The organism is Actinosynnema sp. NPDC020468 (assembly GCF_040642015.1).
GTDB lineage: Bacteria > Actinomycetota > Actinomycetes > Mycobacteriales > Pseudonocardiaceae > Actinosynnema.
This window is the reverse complement of sequence record NZ_JBFAEO010000050.1, coordinates 1-19,355: the sequence shown is the minus strand read 5'-3', so window position 1 is coordinate 19,355 and position 19,355 is coordinate 1. Positions and strand designations below refer to the sequence as shown.

The window sequence follows — 19,355 nt, the reverse complement described above, 5'->3', positions numbered from 1 at the left end:
CCCGCCATGCGCAGATCCCGTCACCTCACCGCCGTCCTCGGCGTCGCGCTGCTGGCGTCCGCCTGCGGCAGCGCCGAGCAGGCCGCCGCGCCCGTCGCGACCGCCGCCAAGGTCAGCGAGTGCAAGACCGAGGGCGTCACCATCACCGCCACGTTCGCCCAGCAGGGCGAGGAGGCCGCCACCGCGGCGAAGAAGGCCGTCGAGGCCGAGTTCCCCGGGTTGACCGTGCGGCTGGACAAGTCCGCGGCGCAGGGTTACGACCAGCTGACCCAGCAGGTCGTCGCCGACCTCGCGGCGGGCAAGACGACCGACGTGGTCATGGTCGGCCTCGGTCAGGTCCGGTTCTGGGTGGACCGCTACCACCCGTCCCCGATCGACCCGGCCGCCCTGAAGCCCAGCTACGACCAGCGCTTCCTCAAGATCGGCGAGGTGGACGGCAAGCCGTACGTCGCGCCGTTCCAGGTGTCGGTGCCGGTGCTGTTCACCAACACCGGCCTGACCGGGAAGGCCGGTGTCACCAAGGCGCCCGCCACGTCGGGCGAACTGCTCTCGGCGGCCGAGCAGGTCAAGAAGTCCGGTGGGATCGCGCCGGTCGCGCTGCCCCGGGACAGCGTCGCGGACTGGGTCGCCCAGGCCTACGTGCAGAGCGCGGGCGCGACGTTCGTCAACCCCGACGGCACCGCCGGGTTCGACAACGAGGCCGGTCGCCGCGGCCTGTCCGTCTACAGCGACCTCGGCACCCGCGGTCTGATGGACCCGATCGGCTTCCAGGACGCGACGGCGCGGTTCACCAAGGGCGAGCTGGCCTACCTCGTCACGTCGCCGGCGCAGGCCGCGAACGTGCAGAAGACCGTGGGGGACAAGTTCACCTGGACGGTGTCGGACTTCCCGGTGCCCGACGGCGGCAAGGCCTCGCTCCCGGCCGGCGGCAACGGCTGGCTGGTGCTGTCCCAGGACTCCTGCCGGGCCGCGTTCGCCAACGAGATGGTCGGCGCGATGCTCGACCCGAAGGTGATCGCCTCCAGCGCCAAGACCTTCAGCTACGTGCCGGTGGACAAGGACGCGGCCAGGGAGCTGGCGGCCGACCCCGCCGCGTCGACCCAGGTCGGCTACGCCTGGAAGTACGCCGGCACGCCCACCCCGTGGGGCGGCTGGCACGGCGACGCGACGCCGAAGGTCAACAAGATCCTCACCGACCTGGTGCAGCAGCTGACCAACGGCCGCGCGGTCGCCGATGTGCTGCCGGGTGTCGTGAAGCAGGTCGACGGGGTGGCCAGGGGATGAGCGCGGTCGAGATCTCGGGACTGCGCAAGAACTTCGGGTCGGTCCGCGCGCTCGACGGCGTCGACCTGACCGTGCACGCGGGCGAGAGCCTAGTGGTGCTCGGCCCGTCCGGCTCCGGCAAGTCCACGCTGCTGCGGGTGCTCGCCGGGTTGGAGGAGGCCGACGGCGGTCGGGTGCTGGTCGACGGCGTCGACCAGTCCGGGCTGCCGCCGCACCGGCGCGACGTGGCGATCGTGTTCCAGCACTTCGCGCTCTACCCGCACCTGCCGGCGCTGACCAACATCACGCTCGGCCTGCGGCACGGGCTCAAGCTGCCCGCGAAGGAGGCCGAGGCACGGGCCCGCGCCGTCGCGGAGCGGTTGGAGATCACCGGGTTGCTCGACCGGTTGCCGCGCCAGATGTCCGGTGGTCAGCGGCAGCGGGTCGCGCTGGCGCGGGCACTGGCCCGGCAGGCGGGCGTGGTGCTGCTGGACGAGCCGCTGTCCGGTTTGGACGCCCAGCTGCGGCAGGTGCTGCGGGTGGAGATCGGCGCCGCGCTGCGCGCGTCGGGTTCGACCACGGTGCACGTCACGCACGACCAGCTCGACGCGATGGCGATGGCCGACCGGATCGCGGTGGTCCGGGCGGGTCGGATCGAGCAGCTCGGCACGCCCGACGAGCTGTACCACCGGCCCACCACCGAGTTCGTCGCCCGGTTCCTCGGCTCGCCGCCGATGAACCTGCTGCCGGTGACCCGCGGCGCGGACGGCTACGACACGCCGTTCGGCCGGTACGAGGCGGGCGCGCACGAGCGGCTCACGCTGGGCATCCGCCCGGAGAGCCTGCGGGTCACGGCCGAGGGCCTCACCGCCGACGCCGTCGTGTCCGTGGTCGAGTCCACCGGGCCGGCCCGGATCGTGCACGCCGACCTCGGCGGGCACCGGGTGGCGTTGAGCTGCGCCAACGACATCACCGTCCAGAGTGGACAGACGATCCCGGTCGGCTGCCGGCCGGGCGACGTCCACGTGTTCGCCGAGGACGGCCGGAACCTCGGCGCCCTCGACGCCGTCCTCACACCGAACAGGGTGATCGCGCACCAGTGAGCCGAACCCTCGTCCTCCTCGACTGGAACGGCACCGTGATGTCCGACACCGAGCGTGCTCGCGACGCCACCAACGCCGTCCTGCGCGGAAGGGGCCTGCCGGACCTGACCACGGACCAGTTCCGGCACGCCTTCCGCCTGCCCATGACCGCCTTCCTGACCGGCCTCGGCGTCCACGACGTCGACCGGGCGGAACACGAGTGGAACACCCACCTCGCGGGCACACCCGCCCGCCCGCGTCCCGAGGCGAAGGCCGTGCTCGCCGAACTGGTGGCCGGGGGCGCGACCGTCGGCGTCATCTCCGCGGCCGCGACGCACGCGGTCCGGGCCGACGCCCGGGCGGCCGGGCTCGAACCCCTGCTGACCGTCGTGGACGGCGGCGTGGCCGACAAGCTCGGCCGGTTGCGCGAACATCGGGGCGACTACGGCCGCGCGGTGTACGTGGGCGACACCGAGTACGACGTCCGGTGCGCCCGGTCGGCGGACTACCGGCCGGTCGCGATCACCGGCGGCTACCGGCCGGCGGACGCCCTGCGCGCCGCCGGACCCGACCACCTGGTGGACACGCTCGCCGCGCTGCCCGGGATCCTCGCCGAACCGGCCCGCGTCCGGATCGCGGGGTGGTGACGGCCGAAACCCCGGCACAGCGCGAAGTTCCCTTCAGAGAGGGCCGCCCGTCCGACCGACGGGCGGCCCGCTAGGCCTGGCGCGGAAGCCGGTACACCGACACGTGCGAGGTGGAGTCGGCGGTGAACGGCGCACCCGTCCAGTCCGCGTGCCTGCTCTCCAGCTCGAACCCGGCCAGCTGCCCCATCAGGTCCAACTCCGAGGGCCACACGTAGCGGTGCGGGCTGCGGGCCACGGTGGCCTTGCCGGAGTCGTCGTAGCGGACGTGGTGGGACACCGCGAGCTGGTTGAGCACGTCGTAGGTGTCCACGCCGAGGTAGCCCGCCTCGTTGGCCCACACCGTGGCCTCCTTGCCCGGCGGGAGGCTGCGCAGTTCCGGCACCCACAGCTCGATGACGAACCGGCCGCCGGGGCCCAGGTGCCGTGCCGCGTTGCGGAAGCACTCCACCTGGTCGGCTTGGGTCCGGAGGTTGGAAATCGTGTTGTACACCAGGTAGACGAGCGAGAAGTCGCCCGGCACCACTGTGGTGGACATGTCGCCGACGACCACCGGCAGGGTGTCCTGGTCGATCTTCGCGCGCAACCGGTCGGTCATCGCGGTGGACAGCTCGACACCGGTCACCGGAACGCCGTGCCGGGCCAGCGGGACGGCGATCCGGCCGGTGCCCGAGGCGAACTCCAGCGCCCGCCCGCCGTCCGCCAGCGCGGCGAGGCGCTCGACCGTCGGTCCGACGACCTCGGGCGCGAACATCCCGGCGTCCTGGGCGTCGTACTTCTCGGCGACGTGCTCGCCCCACAGCTCGTCCTGTTCCATGGCGCGGATCCTCGCGAGCGCCGCGCGCGGTCGTCCACCGATTAACCGTCGTCGTCCACCTGCTGGACCAGGTCGAGCGTGCGCAGGAACTCCTCCGGCGGTTGGCCGTTGTCGCGCTGCCGCACCCGCAGGTAGTCCGCTGACCGCAGCACGGCGTCCGCGGCGAGCGCGACCTCCCGCGCGCCCGCGCGGTCGCCCGAGTTCCACCGCGCGGCCAGGAGTTCGCCCGAGCACTTGCCGTACTCCACCGCGTACCCGGGCACGTCGGGGTGCATGGCGACCAGGTCCGCCAGGTCGGCGACGGCGCCCGCCGCGGCGGCCAGGTCGCCGGTGTCCACGAAGAGCATCAGGACGTTCCAGGCGAGCGCGGCGCGCGCGGGCGCGGTCGGCTCGGGGTGCGCGTGGGCGAACCCGAGGAACGACCGGTACGCCTCGCCGGTGCGCGGGTCGCCGGTGCGCGCCAGTTCGCTGACGCGGGCGAACGCGAGGTCGGCGAGCTTCCCGGTCGACCGGTCGGACAGCGCCGGCGCGCGGTCGAGCAGCCGGGTGACCGCCGTGCCCACGTCCTCGGCGAACGCGGGCCGGCCGTCGTGCGCGGTGAGCACCGCGTAGTCGAACACCAGCTCCACCAGGGTGTCCGGATCGGTGTCGGCCAGGGGGAGGAACGCGGCGATCGCGCGGTGGTGCGCGCGCACGGCGGCCGCGCGGTCGCCGGATCTGGCGAGAGCGCGGGCGTGCACGTGGTGGACGGCGGCGGTGGTCGCCGGGTCCGACGCGTGGTCGAGCAGCGCGGCGGCCTGGTCCGCGACAGCCACCGCGCCGGCGCTGTCCTCCAGGCGCAGCAACGTGTTCGCGAGCGCGACCGACGAGTGGAGCGCGGGCCGTCGCGCCGCGTCGACGGGCAGCACGGCCGACGCGTCGATCACCAGCTCGTGCAGCGCGACGGCGTCGGCGAGCCGGTCGGCGGCGCGCAGGCCGATCGCGGCCAGGTGCACCTCGTTCAGCAGGTCGCCGAGCAGCGCGCCGCCGTCGACCGGCGCGTGCGCCACGCCGAGGTCGAGCAGCCGGACGAGGTAGCCGGTCCGGCCGGGCGCGTCCGGGCCGACGCACGAGCACGCCTCCTCGGCGAGGGTGCGGCCGGGCGTCTCGTCCCCCTTGTCCCGCACCAGGTCCAGCGCGCGGGTGACGGTCGCCGCGGTGTCCCGGCCCAGCCACCGCTCGCACACCGCCAGCGCGAACAGCAGGTGCGCCTGCCGGAGATCCGTCTGTCCACTGTGGACCAGTTCGCGGTGCACGGCCGCGGCGGCGGTCAGGTCGGCCAGCGCGCCCACCGGGTCGTCGTCGGCCAACGCGGCCACGCCGCGCAGGTACCGGTCGAACGCGATCGACCGCAGCGCGGCGGGCACCGGCCACCGGCGGACGCCCACGTAGGCCTCGCCGTCGTCGGCCATGACCGCGTTGAGCCGGTAGGTGCCGAACCTCGGTCCCTCGTACAGGTCGGGCGACGGGTGCCCGACCGCGATGTGCAGCGACTCGGCGACACCGGGCGCGGCGTCGGCGAGCCGGGACACCACCAGGTCCAGGTCGAGATCCGGGTTGCCCAGCACCTGTTCCCACATGGCCAGGGCCCGGTCGCAGGCGGCGCGGGTGCCCGCCGGGTCGCCCGCCGCGAGCAGGTGGCTCGCGTGCACGCCCAGCAGGTTCGCGACGAGCGGGTCGGGTTCGCCGGCGAGCCGTCGGCCGGCCAGTTCCACCGCTTCGGCCACGAGTGCCCGCGCGGTGGTGTCGTCGCCGAGGATCCGGTAGGCGTGGGACACCACGCCCAGCACGCGTGGCGCGACCGGGTCGCGGTGGTCGGTGGGCAGCTCCCGCGCCCGTGCCACCGCGCGCGGTGCGACCTCCCGTGCCTGCGCGGCCCGACCCGCCCTGGCCAGCAGCACGGCGTGGTCGGCGAGCAGGTCGGCGGGGAGGTCCTTTGTGGAGGGTTGGGCGTCGGCCACCGCCAGTCGCAGGTCTTCGAGGCCGGAGGCGGTGCGCCATAAGGAGATCAGCACCTCCGTCGACAGCGGGTGGTCGCGCAGGACGGCGGCGAGCACCCGGTCGAGCGGCGGACCGGTTTCGGTCGCGACCTCGGCGGCGAGGACCGCGAGACCCTCGGGGTCGCCCGCGAGGAACGTCGCCAGGTGGTGCTCGGCGGCGGGGGAGCGCTGGGCGAGCCTGGTCAGGACGGTGAGCGCGTGCCGGGTTTGCGCGGGGTCGAGCGGCCCGGCCGGGGACGCCGGGCGGTGGTCGGGTGCGGTGGGGTCAGGCACGCAGCGCCGCCAGGAGCGAGGGTTCCTCGGTCAGCACCAGGTCCAGCAGGTGCTCGCCGAGCAGGTCGGGTTGCACGCCGGCCAGCCAGACCTCCGCCGGGTAGGTCCGGTGCAGCAGCTCGGCGACCTTGGCCACGGACGCGACCGGCTGGTCGGCCAGCAGCGGCGCGCGGCGCAGGAGGGCGGTCGCGTCGTCGGCACTCGCGGCGAACCCCGCGAGCGTGGCCAACGCGGCGGCCTGGCGCACCGGCCGCCCGGCGAGGTCCGGCAGTCCCGCGGCCCGCACCCCGTCGTCCCAGAACCGCTGCTCCCGCCGCACCGCGAAGTCGAGCAGCTCCCCTGGCCCACCGAGGGCCGCACCCTCGACCGCGGCCAGCGCGCGCAGGTGCAGGAACAACACCCGGTCGTAGGTCGCACCGGCCAACGCACCCGACACCGAGGCGAGGCTCGGTGTTCCCGCGCCGGGCGCGGAGTTCCGGACCGCTGCGCCTGAGCTTGGCGCGGTGGTCGGTTCTGGGGTGCCGGCGTTGGCCGCGGAGTCGGGGTCTGGTGTCGCGGCGTCCGACGGAGTGTTCGGGCTTGGTGTTCCTGTGCCTGGCGCGGAGTTCTGGCCCGGTGTGTCCGCGCTGGGCGCGGTAGTCAGGTCTCGGGTGCCGGCGTTGGGCGCGGAGTCGGGGTCTGGTGTCGCGGCGTCCGACGGAGTGTCCGGGCCTGGCGTTCCTGTGCCTGGCGCCGAGGGCCGGCCCGGTGTACCCGCGCTCGGTGCGGTGGTCAGGTCTCGGGCGCCGGCGCCGGGCACCGTGTCCCAGCCTGGTGTCGCCGCGCCCGGCCCAGGTGTTCCCGCGCCGCGCGCGGTGTTCCGGTTCGGTGGCGCCGAACCCGGCGCGGTGTCGCGGCGCAGGGCTTGGGTGTAGGCCTCCACCGCGCTCTCGAACACGGCCGCGCGGTCGGTGGCTTCGGTGGCCAGGGGTGGGACCGCGTGCGTGGTGACGGCCGGACCCGCGAGGAAGTCGCCGACCGCGTCCGGGAGTTGGCGGAGTTGGTACCACCAGTCCGCGGCGGCCCTGGCGAGCAGCACCACCCGGACCCGGCTGCCGGCCGCGAGCGCCGCGTCCACCAGGCGGCCGACCTCGCGTTGGCGGGTTTCCGCGTAGTCCACCACGATCAGCGCGCCCTCGACGTCCCGCGCCAGGTGCTCCACCACCTCGCCGGTCACCGGAACCGCGTCGGGGCGCAGGAAACCGGCGCGCCAACCGCCCGCGCGCAGTCGTCGGCACAGCTCGATCAGCAGCCGGGTTTTGCCCATGCCACCGCCGGCCGTGTACAGCCGGGCCGCGACGTCACCGCCGTCGACCGCCCACCCGGTCAGGTCGTCCAGCAGCGCGGCCCGACCCCAGAACGGCACGACCGCGTACTCCGCCCGCAACAGCGCGCTGACCGGGAAGCGGTCCGCCCGCCACCGCCGCCCGGGGTCGGAGATCAGGGCGTGCGCGGCGGAGCGGAGCAGCACCCGGCGGGTGTCCTCGGGTGCGGAACCCAAGCGGGCCAGCACCTCGCGCTGGTACTCGCGGACGAGTTCCGGCAGGTCCGCCGACACCGCGACGACCGCGCCGTACGCCTCCCGCACCAGCCGCCGAGTCACCGCCTCGTCGGGTTCGCCGAGCCCGGCGAGCACCCGGTCCGCCCGCCGCAGCACGAGCGCCACCGCGCGGTCCGGGTCGAGGTCGACGGCGACCAGCTCGGCGGCCGTCAACCCGTGCGCGGCCACGACTTCCGAGCCGTGCCGCACCGCCCTGGACACCACGTCGGCCGGCACGCCCTCGGCGCGCGCCACCTCCTCGACCGCCGCGCCGACGACCCGCAGGGCCTTCGCCACCGTCGGCCGCCCGGCGACCCGGTCCTTCCAGAACCGGTCCACCACCTGGTTGCCCAACTCCTGCGCCGCGCCGACCGGCCCGGCGAGCGCCACCGCGATCGCGACCTTGGCGAGCCCCGCACCCACACCCGGCATCCAGGCACCTCCCCGGTTCCCACCGTAGCCGGGACGGACGGGCTACACCTCGCGCATCCCGGCGACGATCGAGGTCCGCGCGGACCGCAACGACGGCGCGGCGGCGGCCACGAGCGCGGCGGCCACCGCGATCGCCACCAGCACGCCCAACCGACCCGCCGGCACGGTGAGGTCCAGCGGCGCGGCCTCGGTCGACAGGGCGTCGACGAGCAGCCACGCCGACACCAGGCCGTGCGCCACGCCGATCGCCGCGCCCATCAGGGCCATCAGCGTCGACTCGATCACCAGCGCGGCCCGCAGCCGGCCCCGGCTCAACCCGAGCGCCCGGGCCAGCGCGGACTCCCGGGTCCGCTCCAGCACCGACAGGGACAGCGTGTTCGCGATGCCGAACAACGCGATCAGCGTCGCCAACCCGATCAGCGCCCGGACGAACCCCAGCGTCCGATCGGCGTTCCCGCTCACCCGCTCCCGCCGCGCCGCCGCGCTCTCCACCTCCGCCAACGGCGAGGTCGCCGTCACGCGCTCCACCGCGGCCACCCCGTCGGCCGCCGGCACCCCGGGTCGGAACCCGACCAGAACCCGGCCCGACAGCGTTTCGGCCGGCTTCAGCAGCGCCATGGTGTCCAGGGTGGTCAACCCCGAGGACATCGCGAAGCTCCGGCTCGAGAACACCGCGACCACCTTCAGGTCCACCGGCACCCGGTCGCCGCCGTACGCGCTGGTCGACACCGTGTCGCCGAGCGCCAACCCGGTCCACCCGACCATCTCGTCGCTGATGGCGATCTCGCCGGGCGCGAGCCCCTCGAGCCGACCGGCGACCAGCGCCGGCCGCACCAGCGTGCCGATCGCGTCACCGCGCACCGCGTCGAACTGCGCGCCCTGACCGCCCACGCTCGCGGTGAACGTGGCCTGCGCCGCGGCCATCCGCACCTCGGGCAACGCGCCGAGCCGGTCGGCCAGGTCCGCGGGCAGCGGCCGGTCGAAGATCGCGCTGGACACCGCGCAGTCGTACGGGAACTGCCGGTCGATCGCCCGCTGCGTGCTCGACTCCGCGCCCGCCGCCACGACCGTCACCAGGGTCACCGCGGTCAACCCGATCATCAGCGCGGCACTGGTCGCCGCCGTGCGCTTCGGGTTGCGCCGCGCGTTCGCGGTGGCCAACCTCGCCGGCACGCCGAACACCGGCCGGGCCACCGCGCCGAGCACCGCGGTGACCGGACCGACCAGGATCGGACCCGCCGCGAGCGCCGCGCACAGCAGCACCGCCGACGCGAGACCGGCCACTGCCACCCGGTCGTCCGCGCCGACCGCGAAGCTCAGCGCGGCCGCGCCGGCGCCGAGCCCGAGCAGCGCCACCGACACCACCACGCGCGCCCGCCCGATCCGGGTGCCGATCGCGCCGCTCTCGAACGGCGACCGCAGCGCGGCGACCGGTGGCACGCGGGTGGCCCGGCGCGCGGGCGGCACCGCCGCGCACACCGTCACGAGCACGCCGACCGCGAAGGCGGCGAGCACGGTCCGCGCGCCGACGGGCGTGTACACCGGGATCTCCCCGCCGCGCCCGAACGACCCGATGACCTCCTGCAACAGCGCCGCGAGGCCCAGTCCGCCGGCCAACCCCAGCACCGAGCCGACCAGCCCGACCACCACGGCCTCCGCGAGCACCCCGGCGAAGATCTGCCCACGACCCGCTCCGACGCACCGCAGCAGCGCGAGTTCGCGGGTGCGGTGGGACACCAGGATGGTGAAGGTGTTGGTGATGACCATCGCCGCCACCAGCAACGCCACGACCGCGAACGCGCCGAGGAACCCGGTGTACGCGGCGGCGTCCGGCGCGGTCTGCCGCACCAGGTCGTCGATCGACTCCTCGCCGGTGCGCACGGTCAGCCCGGCGCGGTCCAGCGCGCCCCGCACGGCGTCCGCCACCCGCCGCTGACCGACACCGGGTTCGGCCCGCGCCACGATCTCGCGGTAACCCCGATCCCGGTCCAGCGCGTGCAGCGCGCTCGGCAGCACCACGAGCTGGCTGCCGTCGGACAGCTCGCCGCCCGCCACCACCGGTCGGACGACGCCCACCAGGGTCAGCTCCCGGGTCCGGTCGCCCTGCCCCAGCACGGTCACGTGCTGCCCGAGCGCGTACTTCCGCGCCGTGTCGGCGTCCAGCGCCACCTCGTCGTCGGTCGCCGGGTACCGGCCCTGCACCAGGTCGAACGGGCGCAGCGGGTCGTCGCCGGGCAGTGCCACGCCCAGCGCGTCCTTCGCCTTGCCCGCCGGGTCGACCAGCGGCAGCGTGCTCGTCTCGCGGCCCTCGGCGGCGGCCACGCCCGGCACCCGGCGCACCGCGTCCAGCACCGCGCGATCCAGCGGGTTGTCGGACCGGCCGGGCGCGGCGGTGATCGACACGTCGACGTTGCGGGCCTTGCGGGCGTAGCCGTCGCGCAGCCCGGCCTGGGTCGCGTCGCCGAGCACGAGGGTGCCGGTGACGAAGGCGACGCCCAGCACGATGGCGGCCGACGAGCGGACCAGGCGCCCGCTTCGGGCCCTGATGCCGGTGAGGGTGGTGCGCAGCATCAGATGTCCCCGAGGTGCTTGAGCGCGGCCAGGACGGTGTCGGCGGTGGGGCGGACGAGTTCGCCCGCGACCCGGCCGTCGGCCAGCAGCACGACGCGGTCGGCGTGGGACGCGGCGACCGGGTCGTGCGTCACCATGATCACCGTCTGCCCGAGGTCGCGCACCGACGTGCGCAGGAAGTCGAGCACCTCCGCGCCGGACCGGGAGTCCAGGTTGCCGGTCGGCTCGTCGGCGAACACCACGTCGGGCCTGCCGACCAGCGCCCGCGCGCACGCCACCCGCTGCTGCTGCCCGCCGGACAGCTCGCTCGGCTTGTGCCGCAACCGGTCCCGCAGACCGAGCCGGTCCACCACGGCGTCGAACCAGGCCCGGTCGGGCGCACGGCCGGCCAGCTCCAGGCCCAGCAGCACGTTCTGCTCGGCGGTCAGCGCCGGCAGCAGGTTGAACGACTGGAACACGAAGCCGATCCGGTCGCGGCGCACCCGGGTCAGCTCGCGGTCGGACAGCGCGGTCAGCTCGGTCCGTCCGATGTGGACCTCGCCGGCGTCGGCCGAGTCCAGCCCCGCCAGGCAGTGCATCAGGGTCGACTTGCCCGAGCCCGACGGGCCCATGATCGCGGTGAACCGTCCGGCCGCGAAGTCCACGTCCACCTCGTCCAGTGCGCGCACCGCCGCGTCGCCCCTGCCGTACACCTTGACCAGGCCCCGGGCGGCGACCGCGGTGCGGACGTCGGTTCCGGTGGTGGGCGCCGGTTGAACCATGTGCTTCTCCACGTCGCGAAGGGGAACGTTCCGGGGCGAACGTTCCCGGTCGGCGGCTGAACGCTCCCTGAAGCAGCCTGAAGATCGCTTCAGGTTCGCGGTCGGTCCTTCTGGGAGGATGGGCGCATGCGGGTGCTGGTGGTGGAGGACGAGCGGCGGCTCGCCGAGTCCCTTCAGTGGGGGCTGGAGGCGGACGGGTACGCCGTCGACCTGGCGCGCGACGGCGGCGAGGGGTTGCGGCTGGCGCTGGAGCACCCGTACCGGGCGATCGTGCTCGACATCATGCTGCCGGTGCTGAACGGCTACCGGGTGTGCGCCGAGTTGCGGCGGGCCGGTGTGACGACGCCCATCCTGATGCTCACCGCGAAGGACGGCGAGCACGACGAGGCCGAGGCGCTGGACACCGGCGCCGACGACTTCCTCCGCAAACCCTTCTCCTACCTGGTGCTCACCGCGCGGCTGCGCGCCCTGATGCGACGCGGCGGCCCGGCGGGCGCGGCGGTGATCCAGGTCGGCGACCTCGTCGTGGACCCGGGTCGGCGGACCTGCCGGCGTGGTGGGCAGGACATCGCGCTCACCGCCAAGGAGTTCGCGGTGCTGGAGTGCCTCGCCCGGCACGCCGGGCAGGTGGTGTCCAAAATGGACATCCTGGACCAGGTGTGGGACATGGCCTACGAGGGTCCGCCGAACATCGTGGAGGTGTACGTGAGCGCGTTGCGGCGCAAGGTGGACGCGCCGTTCGGTCGCCGCTCGATCGGCACCGTGCGCGGCGTGGGGTACCGGCTGGTCGAGGATGCCTAGGTGGTGGCCGGTGTCGCTGCGGTGGAGCGCGGCGCTGGCGGCCGGGTCGGCCTGCGCGGTCGTGTTCGGGCTCGGCGGGCTGGGGATGCGGGAGATGGTCCACGCCGGCGAGCTGCGCGCCGCCGAACGGGCCACCGCCTCCGAGCTGACCCGCTTCGCCGAGGCCTACCGGCTCGGCGGCCGGGCGCGGGACGGCGCGAAGCTCGCGGACGTCGGCCTCGGCACGGACGCGATGTTCGAGGTCGTCACCGACTCCGGCGAGGTCGTGGTGCGCAGCCCGAACCTCACCCGGCTGGACCCGTCGTGGGTCCCGCTGCCGCCCGCGCCGCCGGGTACGCCCGTCGACGCGCCGACGACGGGCACCGCCGTGCTGCGGCCGGGGGAGCACCCCGACTGGCGCGAGTACCGCTCGTACACGGTGCTGGGCGCGGTGGTCGAGGACGTGCCGGCCGACCTGGTGGAACCGTTGGGGCGCGAGGGTAATTCGCTTCGGGACGGGCTGTCGGACGCGACCGCCGTCAGCGATCGCCACTACCGGCTAACGCTGCACCTGTTCGTGCCGCCGTGGTCGGCCCAGTCCGCCGCGCGCGCGGTCACCCGGGTGCTGCTCGACGCGATCCCGTTGGCGGTGCTGTTCGTGGCGCTGATCGCGTGGGTCGTCACGGGGCGCGCGCTGCGGCCGGTGGAGGCGATCCGGCGGGAGCTGGCCGGCATCGGCGAGCACGAGCTGGACCGCCGGGTGCCGGTGCCGCCGTCGGACGACGAGGTCGCCCGGCTGGCCCGCACCACCAACGCGACGCTGGACCGGCTGGCGGACTCGCTGGTCCGGCAACGGCGGTTCGTCGCCGACGCCAGCCACGAGCTGCGCAGCCCGCTGGCGAGCCTGCGCACCGGGCTGGAGGTCGCGCTCGTGCACGCGGACCGCGCGGACTGGCCGACCACCGCCGGTCGGGCGCTGGCCGACGTGCAACGGCTTCAGGACCTCGCCGCCGACCTGCTGCTGTTGGCGGGCAACGGTTCCGCCGACCCGCCGCCGGTCGAGGTGGACCTCGCCGACCTCGTCCGCACCCAGGTCGCCGAGCACACCGGGCCGCCCGCGATCCGCTGCCTGGCGGACGGTCCCGCGCCGGTCCTCGGCCATCCCGAACGGCTCGATCGCCTGCTGCGCAACCTGCTGGACAACGCCCGCCGGCACGCCACGTCCGCGATCACCGCGACCGTGCGCGTGTCGGGCGGGTGGGTGCTGCTGGAGGTCGCCGACGACGGTCCGGGCATCCCCGCCGCGGACCGCGAGCGCGTCTTCGAGCGCTTCACCCGGCTGGACGACGCCCGCACCCGCGACGCCGGCGGCTCCGGGCTCGGCCTCGCCATCGCCCGCGACCTCGCGGCGCGGCACGGTGGTTCGCTGCGGGTGGCCGACACCGAGGGCGGCGCGCACCTGGTCGCCCGGCTGCCCCGCGCGGTGCCGGAGTAGGTCAATTCGGTCGCGTGGAGGGCGGTCCGCGCCTTAACTTCTGCGGTGAGCAGAGGAGAATCGTGGAGCAGATCGGCAAGCGACTGATGAACTGGGCGTCCATCATGGACCCCGTGACGCGCGCGCAGGCGGAGCAGACCTCGCGCATGCCCTTCATCTACCCGCACCTGGCGCTGATGCCCGACGCACACCTCGGCAAGGGCGCCACGGTCGGCAGCGTCATCCCCACCCTCGGCGCGATCATCCCCGCCGCGGTCGGCGTCGACATCGGCTGCGGCATGATCGCGGTGCGCACCCAGTTCACCGGCGAGCAGTTCCGCGGCCGGTCGCTGGCGCCGTTGCGCGAGGCGGTCGAGCGGGCCGTTCCGCTGTCCGCGGGCAAGCAGAACAGCGCGCTGACCGACACCGCCCGCGAGCGCGTGGCGGTGCTGGAGCGCGCCGCGCAGGACGCGGGCTTCGACCCGGGCTCGTACCTGGGCGCGTGGCGGTTGCAGCTCGGCACCCTGGGCAGTGGCAACCACTTCATCGAGGTGACGGTGGACGAGGCCGACCAGGTGTGGCTGTTCCTGCACTCGGGGTCGCGCGGCGTCGGCAACAAGATCGCGCAGAAGCACATCCGGGTCGCCCACGAGCAGTGCGAGCGCCGCTGGATCGACCTGCCGGACCCGGACCTCGCCTACCTGGTCGAGGGCGAGGACGAGTTCTGGTGCTACATCAGGGAAATGCGCTGGGCGCAGGAGTTCGCGTGGCTCAACCGCGAGGAGATGATGGACCGCCTGGCGGGGTGCGTCGCCGAGTGGACCGGCGTCGAGGTCGAACGCCGGGAAACCGTGAACTGCCACCACAACTACACCGAGCGGGAGAAGCACTTCGGCAAGGAGGTGTGGTTGTCCCGCAAGGGCGCCATCAACGCGGAGGAGGGTCGGCCGGGCCTGATCCCGGGCTCGATGGGTACCGCGTCCTACGTCGTGGTGGGCAAGGGGAACCACCTGTCCCTGAACTCCTCGCCGCACGGCGCGGGCCGCGAGTACTCGCGCACCGCGGCGCGCAAGACGTTCAGCCGGGACGACCTGCGCAAGGCGATGGTCGGCATCGAGTACCGCGACACGGGCGCGTTCATCGACGAGATCCCGGCCGCGTACAAGGACATCGACACCGTGATGCACGACGCGCGGGACCTGGTGGAGATCCGCCACACGCTCCGCCAGATCGTGAACGTCAAGGGCACCTGACCGGGTGGGGACGGCACCGTCCCCACCCGGGCTCGGCGGTGGTCAGTCCCACCAGAAGACCCACGAGTGGTCGTCCACGAGGCGGTCGGCGTACGCGGCCAGGGTGTGGGGTTCCTCCGCCTGCCACACGTTGTCCGGGCACAGGGCGAAGTGCTCGGCGGCGACCGCCAGGGCCTCCTCCCTGGTCGCCGGCGGCGAGGCGACGCTCAGCACCAGCGTGGCGAAGCCGACGCCGACGACGCGCGCGCCGAAGCGGACCTCCCAGTCGCGCAGCACCGCCGAGAGCTCGGCCGTGTCGTCGATGTAGTTCATCGGGCCGGTCCAGCCGACCGCCGTCACCGCGTCGGCGCCGCGGTCCGCCGCCACCAGGCCCAGGCGCATCGAGGCGTGGCCGGCCAGCAGCTGCTCGGCGAGGCCGTCGGCGGCGTGCTCGGGGTCGGTGCGCACCGGGCGCGCGGGCGCGAGGCCCGGCCAGGTCTCGCCGTACGGCGCGGTGACGGCGCGGCGCTCTTCCGGGTTCAGGCCGTCCTCGGGGTCCTCGGCGGTGTGCTGGGTCCACCAGTCGGCGAGCAGCGCCGCCGCGTCGTGGCCGTCCGGCGCGGTCATCTCACCGGGCGCGACCTCGCCGTTCGCCCACGGTCGGTAGTCCTCCTCGTCGTCGTCCAGCGCGTCGAGCAGCAGCGGCCACAGGCCGGTGCGGGCGTGCTCGGCGCGCAGCCGCGCCCACAGGCCGGCGGGCGCGGGCCGGTCGCTGAGCCAGAGCGCCGGCCGGTCGCCCGCCTCCGCGTCCTCGGCGAACACCGGACGGCCGGGTGGCAGCGCGACCGGGAGCGAGCGGTTCGCGCCACCGTCGGCGAACAGGTCCCGCAGTTCCGCGGGCAGCGGTGCTTCGGAGTTCATGGCCCGGATCGTAGGCGGAGGGTCCGACATCGCCGACCGCCGCCGACCAGGGTCACACTCCGTCGCCGCCGGCGGGCTGCGGGAAGGTCCCGGGGTTCGGCCAAGGCGACCCTCCGTCGTCCGCGGCGGGGTGCGAGGAGGCACCGAGGTTCGACCACACCGACCAGGGGCGCACCCCGTCGTCCGGCGGCGGGTGCGAGGAGGCACCGAGGCTCCGCCACGGCGACCGGGTTCGCCGCCGCCGGCGCGAGGTGCGTTCGGACCTGCCCGGTTGAGTCCTTTGTGGACTGTCACGGTCCCAGGACTGCCGTCACCACCACCGTCGTGCAGCGCACGGTGAACTCGCCGCCCAGCGCGTCGATCGCGGCGCCCGTGGCGGCCAGCAGGTCCGCCATCTCCGCCGGCGGGACGCGGGCGGCGAGCCCGCTGGTCGGCACCTGGTCCAGCCACTGCTCCCGGGTGCTCCGGTAGTCCCACTCGAACCGCCACTCCTCGGGCGGCCCGAACGCGCCCGACCCCCGGATCCCGGCCGCGGTCCGGGGGAAGAACGCCTCGTAGCCGGCCCGCGGCGACCCGTCCCCGGCGCCCGGCACCAGTCGGCGGAACAGCGCGGTGGACGGGGCGAGCACCTCGGCCGGCGGCTCGAGCGCGTTCCAGAACACCGCGAGCCGACCACCCGGGCGCAGCACCCGCGCCGCCTTCGCCGGTCCGAGCACCGGGTCGATCCAGTGCCACGTCTGCCCCGCCACCACCGCGTCGAACGTCCGACCCGCCGGGTCCCAGGTCTCGAACGGCGCGACCTCCACGTCGATCCCGCCGCTGCGGGCGAACTCGGCCATCCGCGCGTCGACGTCCACGCCGAGCACCCGGCACCCGACCGCCCGGAACGCCCGGGAGGCGATGCCGGTGCCGCAGCCGACGTCCAGCACGTCCCGCACCTCGGGTCCGGGCACGATCGCGCGCACCATCGCGTCCGGGTAGCGGGGGCGGGCGCGGTCGTAGCGGGCCGGGTCGACGCCGAACGACTCCGCGAGGTCCCGGTGCCGGTGCGGGTCGTCCCCCTGTTGAGTGGGCATGCGCCCACTCTAGCGGGCACGTGCCCACTCGCGGCGCCCGTCCCGTTCGCCCCACGCGTTACCCGGTGCCGGGCCGGGGTTCTCCCCGCCCGGCGTGTCGGTGATCAGGGCTAAAGTGGTCCCGACGACGACGAGACGCGAGGTGGACATGCCGACCGGCGTGGCGATCCGCGACCCGCGCACGCAGTTGTTCGAAGCCGCCGAACGCGTGTTGCTGCGCGACGGTCCGAGCGGGTTGACCAGTCGCGCGGTCACCACCGAGGCCGGGTGCGCGAAGGGCGTGCTGCACCGGCACTTCGCGGACTTCGAGGACTTCCTCGCCGACCTGGTGCTGGACCGCGCCGCGCTGATCAGGGCGCAGGGCGCCGACCTGCGCGCCGCGGCGGGTACCGGCACCGTGGTCGACCACGTCACCGACGCGCTCACCGCGTTGTTCGGCGGCATGGCGACGGCCGTGCTCGGCCTCGTCGTGTTCCGTGAGGGTCTGCGCGCCCGGCTGCGCGCGGCCGGCGTGGTCGGCATCCCGCTGATGTCGGAGGGCACGACGGCGATCGCCGACTACCTCGCCGCCGAACGCGACCTGGGCCGCGTCGCCCGGGACGCGGACGTGGGCGTCCTCGCCGTGCTGCTGATCGGGGCGGCCCACCTGATCGCCGCCGGCGACCCGCCGGAACCCGGAGCCGTGCGCAAGGTCGTGACCACGACTCTGACGGGTGTCCTCCGGGCGCCGGCGGGCTGACCGAACCGGGTTCAGCCCAGCTCGGCCAGGTCCTCGAACTCCACCACCTGGCGCACCTCGACCTCGATCTCCTCGAACAGGCCCGCGTACCGGGTGGCGAACGCGACGGCTTCGGCCCGGTCCGCCGCGTTGATCAGCGCGAACCCGCCGATGACCTCCTTGGCCTCGGTGAACGGGCCGTCGGTCGCCGCGATGCCCGCCCCCTTGGTCTTGCGGACCCGCGCGCCCTTGACGGACGGGTGCACGCCCTCGGCGGTGATCAGGATGCCCTTGTCGATCGAGTCCTGGATGAACGCGCCCATGGTCTCGATGAACTCCTTGCTGGGGTTCCAGGCCTCCGGAGCGCTCTCGTCGAGTCGGTGCATCAGCAGAAACCGCATGGTCACTCCCTGTGTGTGTCCGGGGTCGGCCGTCCGGTCGGAACCGGGCGTGTCGAACCGACCTTCATACCCACGTCGAAGGAGGTCGGGCGGATTCGACATCGTTCACCGAGAATTTCTCCGCGAATTTTTCCCCGGATCGCCGGCGGTGGCACGTCGGGGCACCCGGCCTGCTCGTCCTCACCGGACTCACGCCGGTAACCGCTGGTGGCGGGGCATCCACGCGGCGTCCCTTGTGGACGGCGCGGCCGGCCGCCGTCGGGGGGTGCGGCTAACCTGCACGTCAAGATCGCAGGTGAGCCACGCACCCAGGGGAGCAGACGAATGACCGACCCAGCACACGCCACCACGGCGGTCACCGGCGTGACCGGTCGCCTCGGCGGGCGCGTCGCCCGCCGGCTGGCCGCGGCGGGCGTGCCGCAGCGGCTCCTCGCGCGCGACCCGAGCCGCGCGCCGAGCCTGCCCGGGTGCACCGCGGTGCCCGGCGACTTCGCCGACCCGGCCGCCCTGCGCGCCGCCCTGACGGGGGTGGAGCGGGTGCTGATGGTGTCGGCGTCCGAGTCCGCGGACCGGGTCGAGCAGCACCGCTCGTTCATCGACGCCGCCGCCGAGGCCGGCGTGCGCCACCTCGTCTACATCTCGTTCTTCGGTGCCTCGCCGAACGCCACGTTCACCCTGGCGCGCGACCACTACGCGACCGAGGCGCACATCCGCGCGAGCGGGCTGACGCACACGTTCCTGCGCGACAACATGTACGCCGACCTCATGCCGGGCCTCGCGGGCGAGGACGGCGTGATCCGCGGCCCGGCGGGCGACGGCCGGGTGTCCGCGGTGGGCCTGGACGACATCGCCGACTCGGCCACCGCCGTGCTGCTGGACCCGGAGCCGCACGCGGGCGAGGTCTACGAGCTGACCGGACCCGAGGCGGTCACCCTGGACGAGGCGGCGGCGCTCTTCACCGAGGTGACCGGCCGCCCCGTCACCTACCACCGGGAAACGGTGGAGGAGGCCTACCTGTCGCGCGCCTCGTACAACGCGCCGGACTGGCTCCTCGACGCCTGGGTGTCCACCTACACCGCGATCGCGGCCGACGAGCTGTCCCGGGTGACCGACCACGTCGAACGCCTCTCCGGGCACCCGGCGACCCCGTTGGCGGAGGTCGTGCGCACCGCCGCCGGCTGACCCGGGGTCGGGCTGGAGACCCTTGCCGCGTCAAGGGTTTGGCTCCATCGGCGGGGCCTGTGTCGGTAGGGCACCGCTCGCGCCCGGTCGGTGAACGGGGCGCGAGCGGG

At 74.6% G+C, this 19,355-nt stretch carries 16 protein-coding genes; 8 read left to right on the top strand and 8 right to left on the bottom strand.

What is annotated here, in order from left to right; translation table 11 throughout:
* The first annotated feature begins 6 nt into the window (after nt 1-6).
* Genes AB0G50_RS28905 through AB0G50_RS28895 form a run of 3 tightly spaced genes read left to right on the top strand, consistent with a single transcriptional unit; the run spans nt 7 to nt 2,992 of the window.
* On the top strand, nt 7-1,284 hold the full coding sequence (locus AB0G50_RS28905) for an extracellular solute-binding protein (RefSeq protein WP_360114520.1): 1,278 nt from the start codon (nt 7-9) through the stop codon (nt 1,282-1,284).
* Nucleotides 1,281-2,366 carry an ABC transporter ATP-binding protein gene (locus tag AB0G50_RS28900; protein ID WP_360114517.1) on the top strand — a complete coding sequence of 362 codons (1,086 nt, stop codon included), beginning with the start codon at nt 1,281-1,283 and terminating at the stop codon, nt 2,364-2,366. The genes AB0G50_RS28905 and AB0G50_RS28900 overlap by 4 nt, the downstream gene beginning before the upstream one ends.
* The gene (locus AB0G50_RS28895) at nt 2,363-2,992 is read left to right on the top strand and encodes an HAD hydrolase-like protein (protein WP_360114515.1); all 630 of its coding nucleotides are present in this window, start codon (nt 2,363-2,365) and stop codon (nt 2,990-2,992) included. Before AB0G50_RS28900 ends, AB0G50_RS28895 begins: the two co-directional genes overlap by 4 nt.
* A gap of 70 nt (nt 2,993-3,062) precedes the next feature.
* Here the strand turns inward: AB0G50_RS28895 and AB0G50_RS28890 are convergent, their stop codons facing one another.
* From AB0G50_RS28890 to AB0G50_RS28870, 5 genes are read right to left on the bottom strand one after another with little or no spacing between them, the layout of a single operon-like run.
* Nucleotides 3,063-3,806, bottom strand: coding sequence for a class I SAM-dependent methyltransferase (locus AB0G50_RS28890; RefSeq protein WP_360114512.1), 744 nt, complete (start codon nt 3,804-3,806; stop codon nt 3,063-3,065).
* A 41-nt stretch (nt 3,807-3,847) separates the two neighbouring features.
* Nucleotides 3,848-6,118, bottom strand: coding sequence for a hypothetical protein (locus tag AB0G50_RS28885; protein ID WP_360114509.1), 2,271 nt, complete (start codon nt 6,116-6,118; stop codon nt 3,848-3,850).
* A complete protein-coding gene (locus AB0G50_RS28880) occupies nt 6,111-8,129 on the bottom strand; it encodes a hypothetical protein (protein WP_360114506.1) in 2,019 nt (672 codons plus the stop codon). Before AB0G50_RS28880 ends, AB0G50_RS28885 begins: the two co-directional genes overlap by 8 nt.
* A gap of 42 nt (nt 8,130-8,171) precedes the next feature.
* A complete protein-coding gene (locus tag AB0G50_RS28875) occupies nt 8,172-10,700 on the bottom strand; it encodes an FtsX-like permease family protein (protein WP_360114503.1) in 2,529 nt (842 codons plus the stop codon).
* Complete coding sequence (locus tag AB0G50_RS28870) at nt 10,700-11,461, bottom strand: ABC transporter ATP-binding protein (RefSeq protein ID WP_360114500.1); 762 nt, start codon at nt 11,459-11,461, stop codon at nt 10,700-10,702. The genes AB0G50_RS28875 and AB0G50_RS28870 overlap by 1 nt, the downstream gene beginning before the upstream one ends.
* Before the next feature lie 126 nt (nt 11,462-11,587).
* On the opposite strand from AB0G50_RS28870, the gene AB0G50_RS28865 reads away from it, so the two are divergent.
* The 3 genes from AB0G50_RS28865 (at nt 11,588) to AB0G50_RS28855 (ending at nt 14,968) form a co-directional block, all read left to right on the top strand.
* Complete coding sequence (locus tag AB0G50_RS28865) at nt 11,588-12,262, top strand: response regulator transcription factor (protein ID WP_360114497.1); 675 nt, start codon at nt 11,588-11,590, stop codon at nt 12,260-12,262.
* A gap of 10 nt (nt 12,263-12,272) precedes the next feature.
* Nucleotides 12,273-13,736, top strand: a complete 1,464-nt coding sequence (locus AB0G50_RS28860; RefSeq protein ID WP_360114494.1) for a HAMP domain-containing sensor histidine kinase — start codon at nt 12,273-12,275, stop codon at nt 13,734-13,736.
* Nucleotides 13,737-13,798: 62 nt separating this feature from the next.
* On the top strand, nt 13,799-14,968 hold the full coding sequence (locus AB0G50_RS28855) for an RtcB family protein (protein WP_360114491.1): 1,170 nt from the start codon (nt 13,799-13,801) through the stop codon (nt 14,966-14,968).
* 42 nt (nt 14,969-15,010) lie between these two features.
* On the opposite strand, the gene AB0G50_RS28850 is transcribed toward AB0G50_RS28855, so the two are convergent.
* Together AB0G50_RS28850 and AB0G50_RS28845 are read right to left on the bottom strand one after the other, a co-directional pair.
* Nucleotides 15,011-15,868, bottom strand: coding sequence for a DUF4253 domain-containing protein (locus AB0G50_RS28850; protein WP_360114488.1), 858 nt, complete (start codon nt 15,866-15,868; stop codon nt 15,011-15,013).
* Nucleotides 15,869-16,158: 290 nt separating this feature from the next.
* The gene (locus AB0G50_RS28845; RefSeq protein WP_360114485.1) at nt 16,159-16,944 is read right to left on the bottom strand and encodes a methyltransferase domain-containing protein; all 786 of its coding nucleotides are present in this window, start codon (nt 16,942-16,944) and stop codon (nt 16,159-16,161) included.
* A 148-nt stretch (nt 16,945-17,092) separates the two neighbouring features.
* Between AB0G50_RS28845 and AB0G50_RS28840 the strand changes: the two genes are divergently transcribed.
* Nucleotides 17,093-17,683 carry a TetR/AcrR family transcriptional regulator gene (locus AB0G50_RS28840; protein ID WP_360114482.1) on the top strand — a complete coding sequence of 197 codons (591 nt, stop codon included), beginning with the start codon at nt 17,093-17,095 and terminating at the stop codon, nt 17,681-17,683.
* Nucleotides 17,684-17,694: 11 nt separating this feature from the next.
* Here the strand turns inward: AB0G50_RS28840 and AB0G50_RS28835 are convergent, their stop codons facing one another.
* Nucleotides 17,695-18,063 (bottom strand): YciI family protein, encoded by a 369-nt coding sequence (locus tag AB0G50_RS28835; protein WP_360114479.1) that lies wholly within the window; start codon nt 18,061-18,063, stop codon nt 17,695-17,697.
* 324 nt (nt 18,064-18,387) lie between these two features.
* Here AB0G50_RS28835 and AB0G50_RS28830 point away from each other — a divergent pair, with 324 nt between their 5' ends.
* Nucleotides 18,388-19,245, top strand: a complete 858-nt coding sequence (locus AB0G50_RS28830) for an SDR family oxidoreductase (RefSeq protein ID WP_360114476.1) — start codon at nt 18,388-18,390, stop codon at nt 19,243-19,245.
* Nucleotides 19,246-19,355: the final 110 nt, after the last annotated feature.

Bases quoted from the DNA above. Each gene is read 5' to 3' on its own strand.
- AB0G50_RS28905 (WP_360114520.1), top strand. From the start codon at position 7: ATGCGCAGATCCCGTCACCTCACCGCCGTCCTCGGCGTCGCGCTGCTG.
- AB0G50_RS28900 (WP_360114517.1), top strand. From the start codon at position 1,281: ATGAGCGCGGTCGAGATCTCGGGACTGCGCAAGAACTTCGGGTCGGTC.
- AB0G50_RS28890 (WP_360114512.1), bottom strand. From the start codon at position 3,806: ATGGAACAGGACGAGCTGTGGGGCGAGCACGTCGCCGAGAAGTACGAC.
- AB0G50_RS28880 (WP_360114506.1), bottom strand. From the start codon at position 8,129: ATGCCGGGTGTGGGTGCGGGGCTCGCCAAGGTCGCGATCGCGGTGGCG.
- AB0G50_RS28875 (WP_360114503.1), bottom strand. From the start codon at position 10,700: ATGCTGCGCACCACCCTCACCGGCATCAGGGCCCGAAGCGGGCGCCTG.
- AB0G50_RS28870 (WP_360114500.1), bottom strand. From the start codon at position 11,461: ATGGTTCAACCGGCGCCCACCACCGGAACCGACGTCCGCACCGCGGTC.
- AB0G50_RS28865 (WP_360114497.1), top strand. From the start codon at position 11,588: ATGCGGGTGCTGGTGGTGGAGGACGAGCGGCGGCTCGCCGAGTCCCTT.
- AB0G50_RS28850 (WP_360114488.1), bottom strand. From the start codon at position 15,868: ATGAACTCCGAAGCACCGCTGCCCGCGGAACTGCGGGACCTGTTCGCC.
- AB0G50_RS28845 (WP_360114485.1), bottom strand. From the start codon at position 16,944: ATGCCCACTCAACAGGGGGACGACCCGCACCGGCACCGGGACCTCGCG.
- AB0G50_RS28840 (WP_360114482.1), top strand. From the start codon at position 17,093: ATGCCGACCGGCGTGGCGATCCGCGACCCGCGCACGCAGTTGTTCGAA.
- AB0G50_RS28835 (WP_360114479.1), bottom strand. From the start codon at position 18,063: ATGCGGTTTCTGCTGATGCACCGACTCGACGAGAGCGCTCCGGAGGCC.
- AB0G50_RS28830 (WP_360114476.1), top strand. From the start codon at position 18,388: ATGACCGACCCAGCACACGCCACCACGGCGGTCACCGGCGTGACCGGT.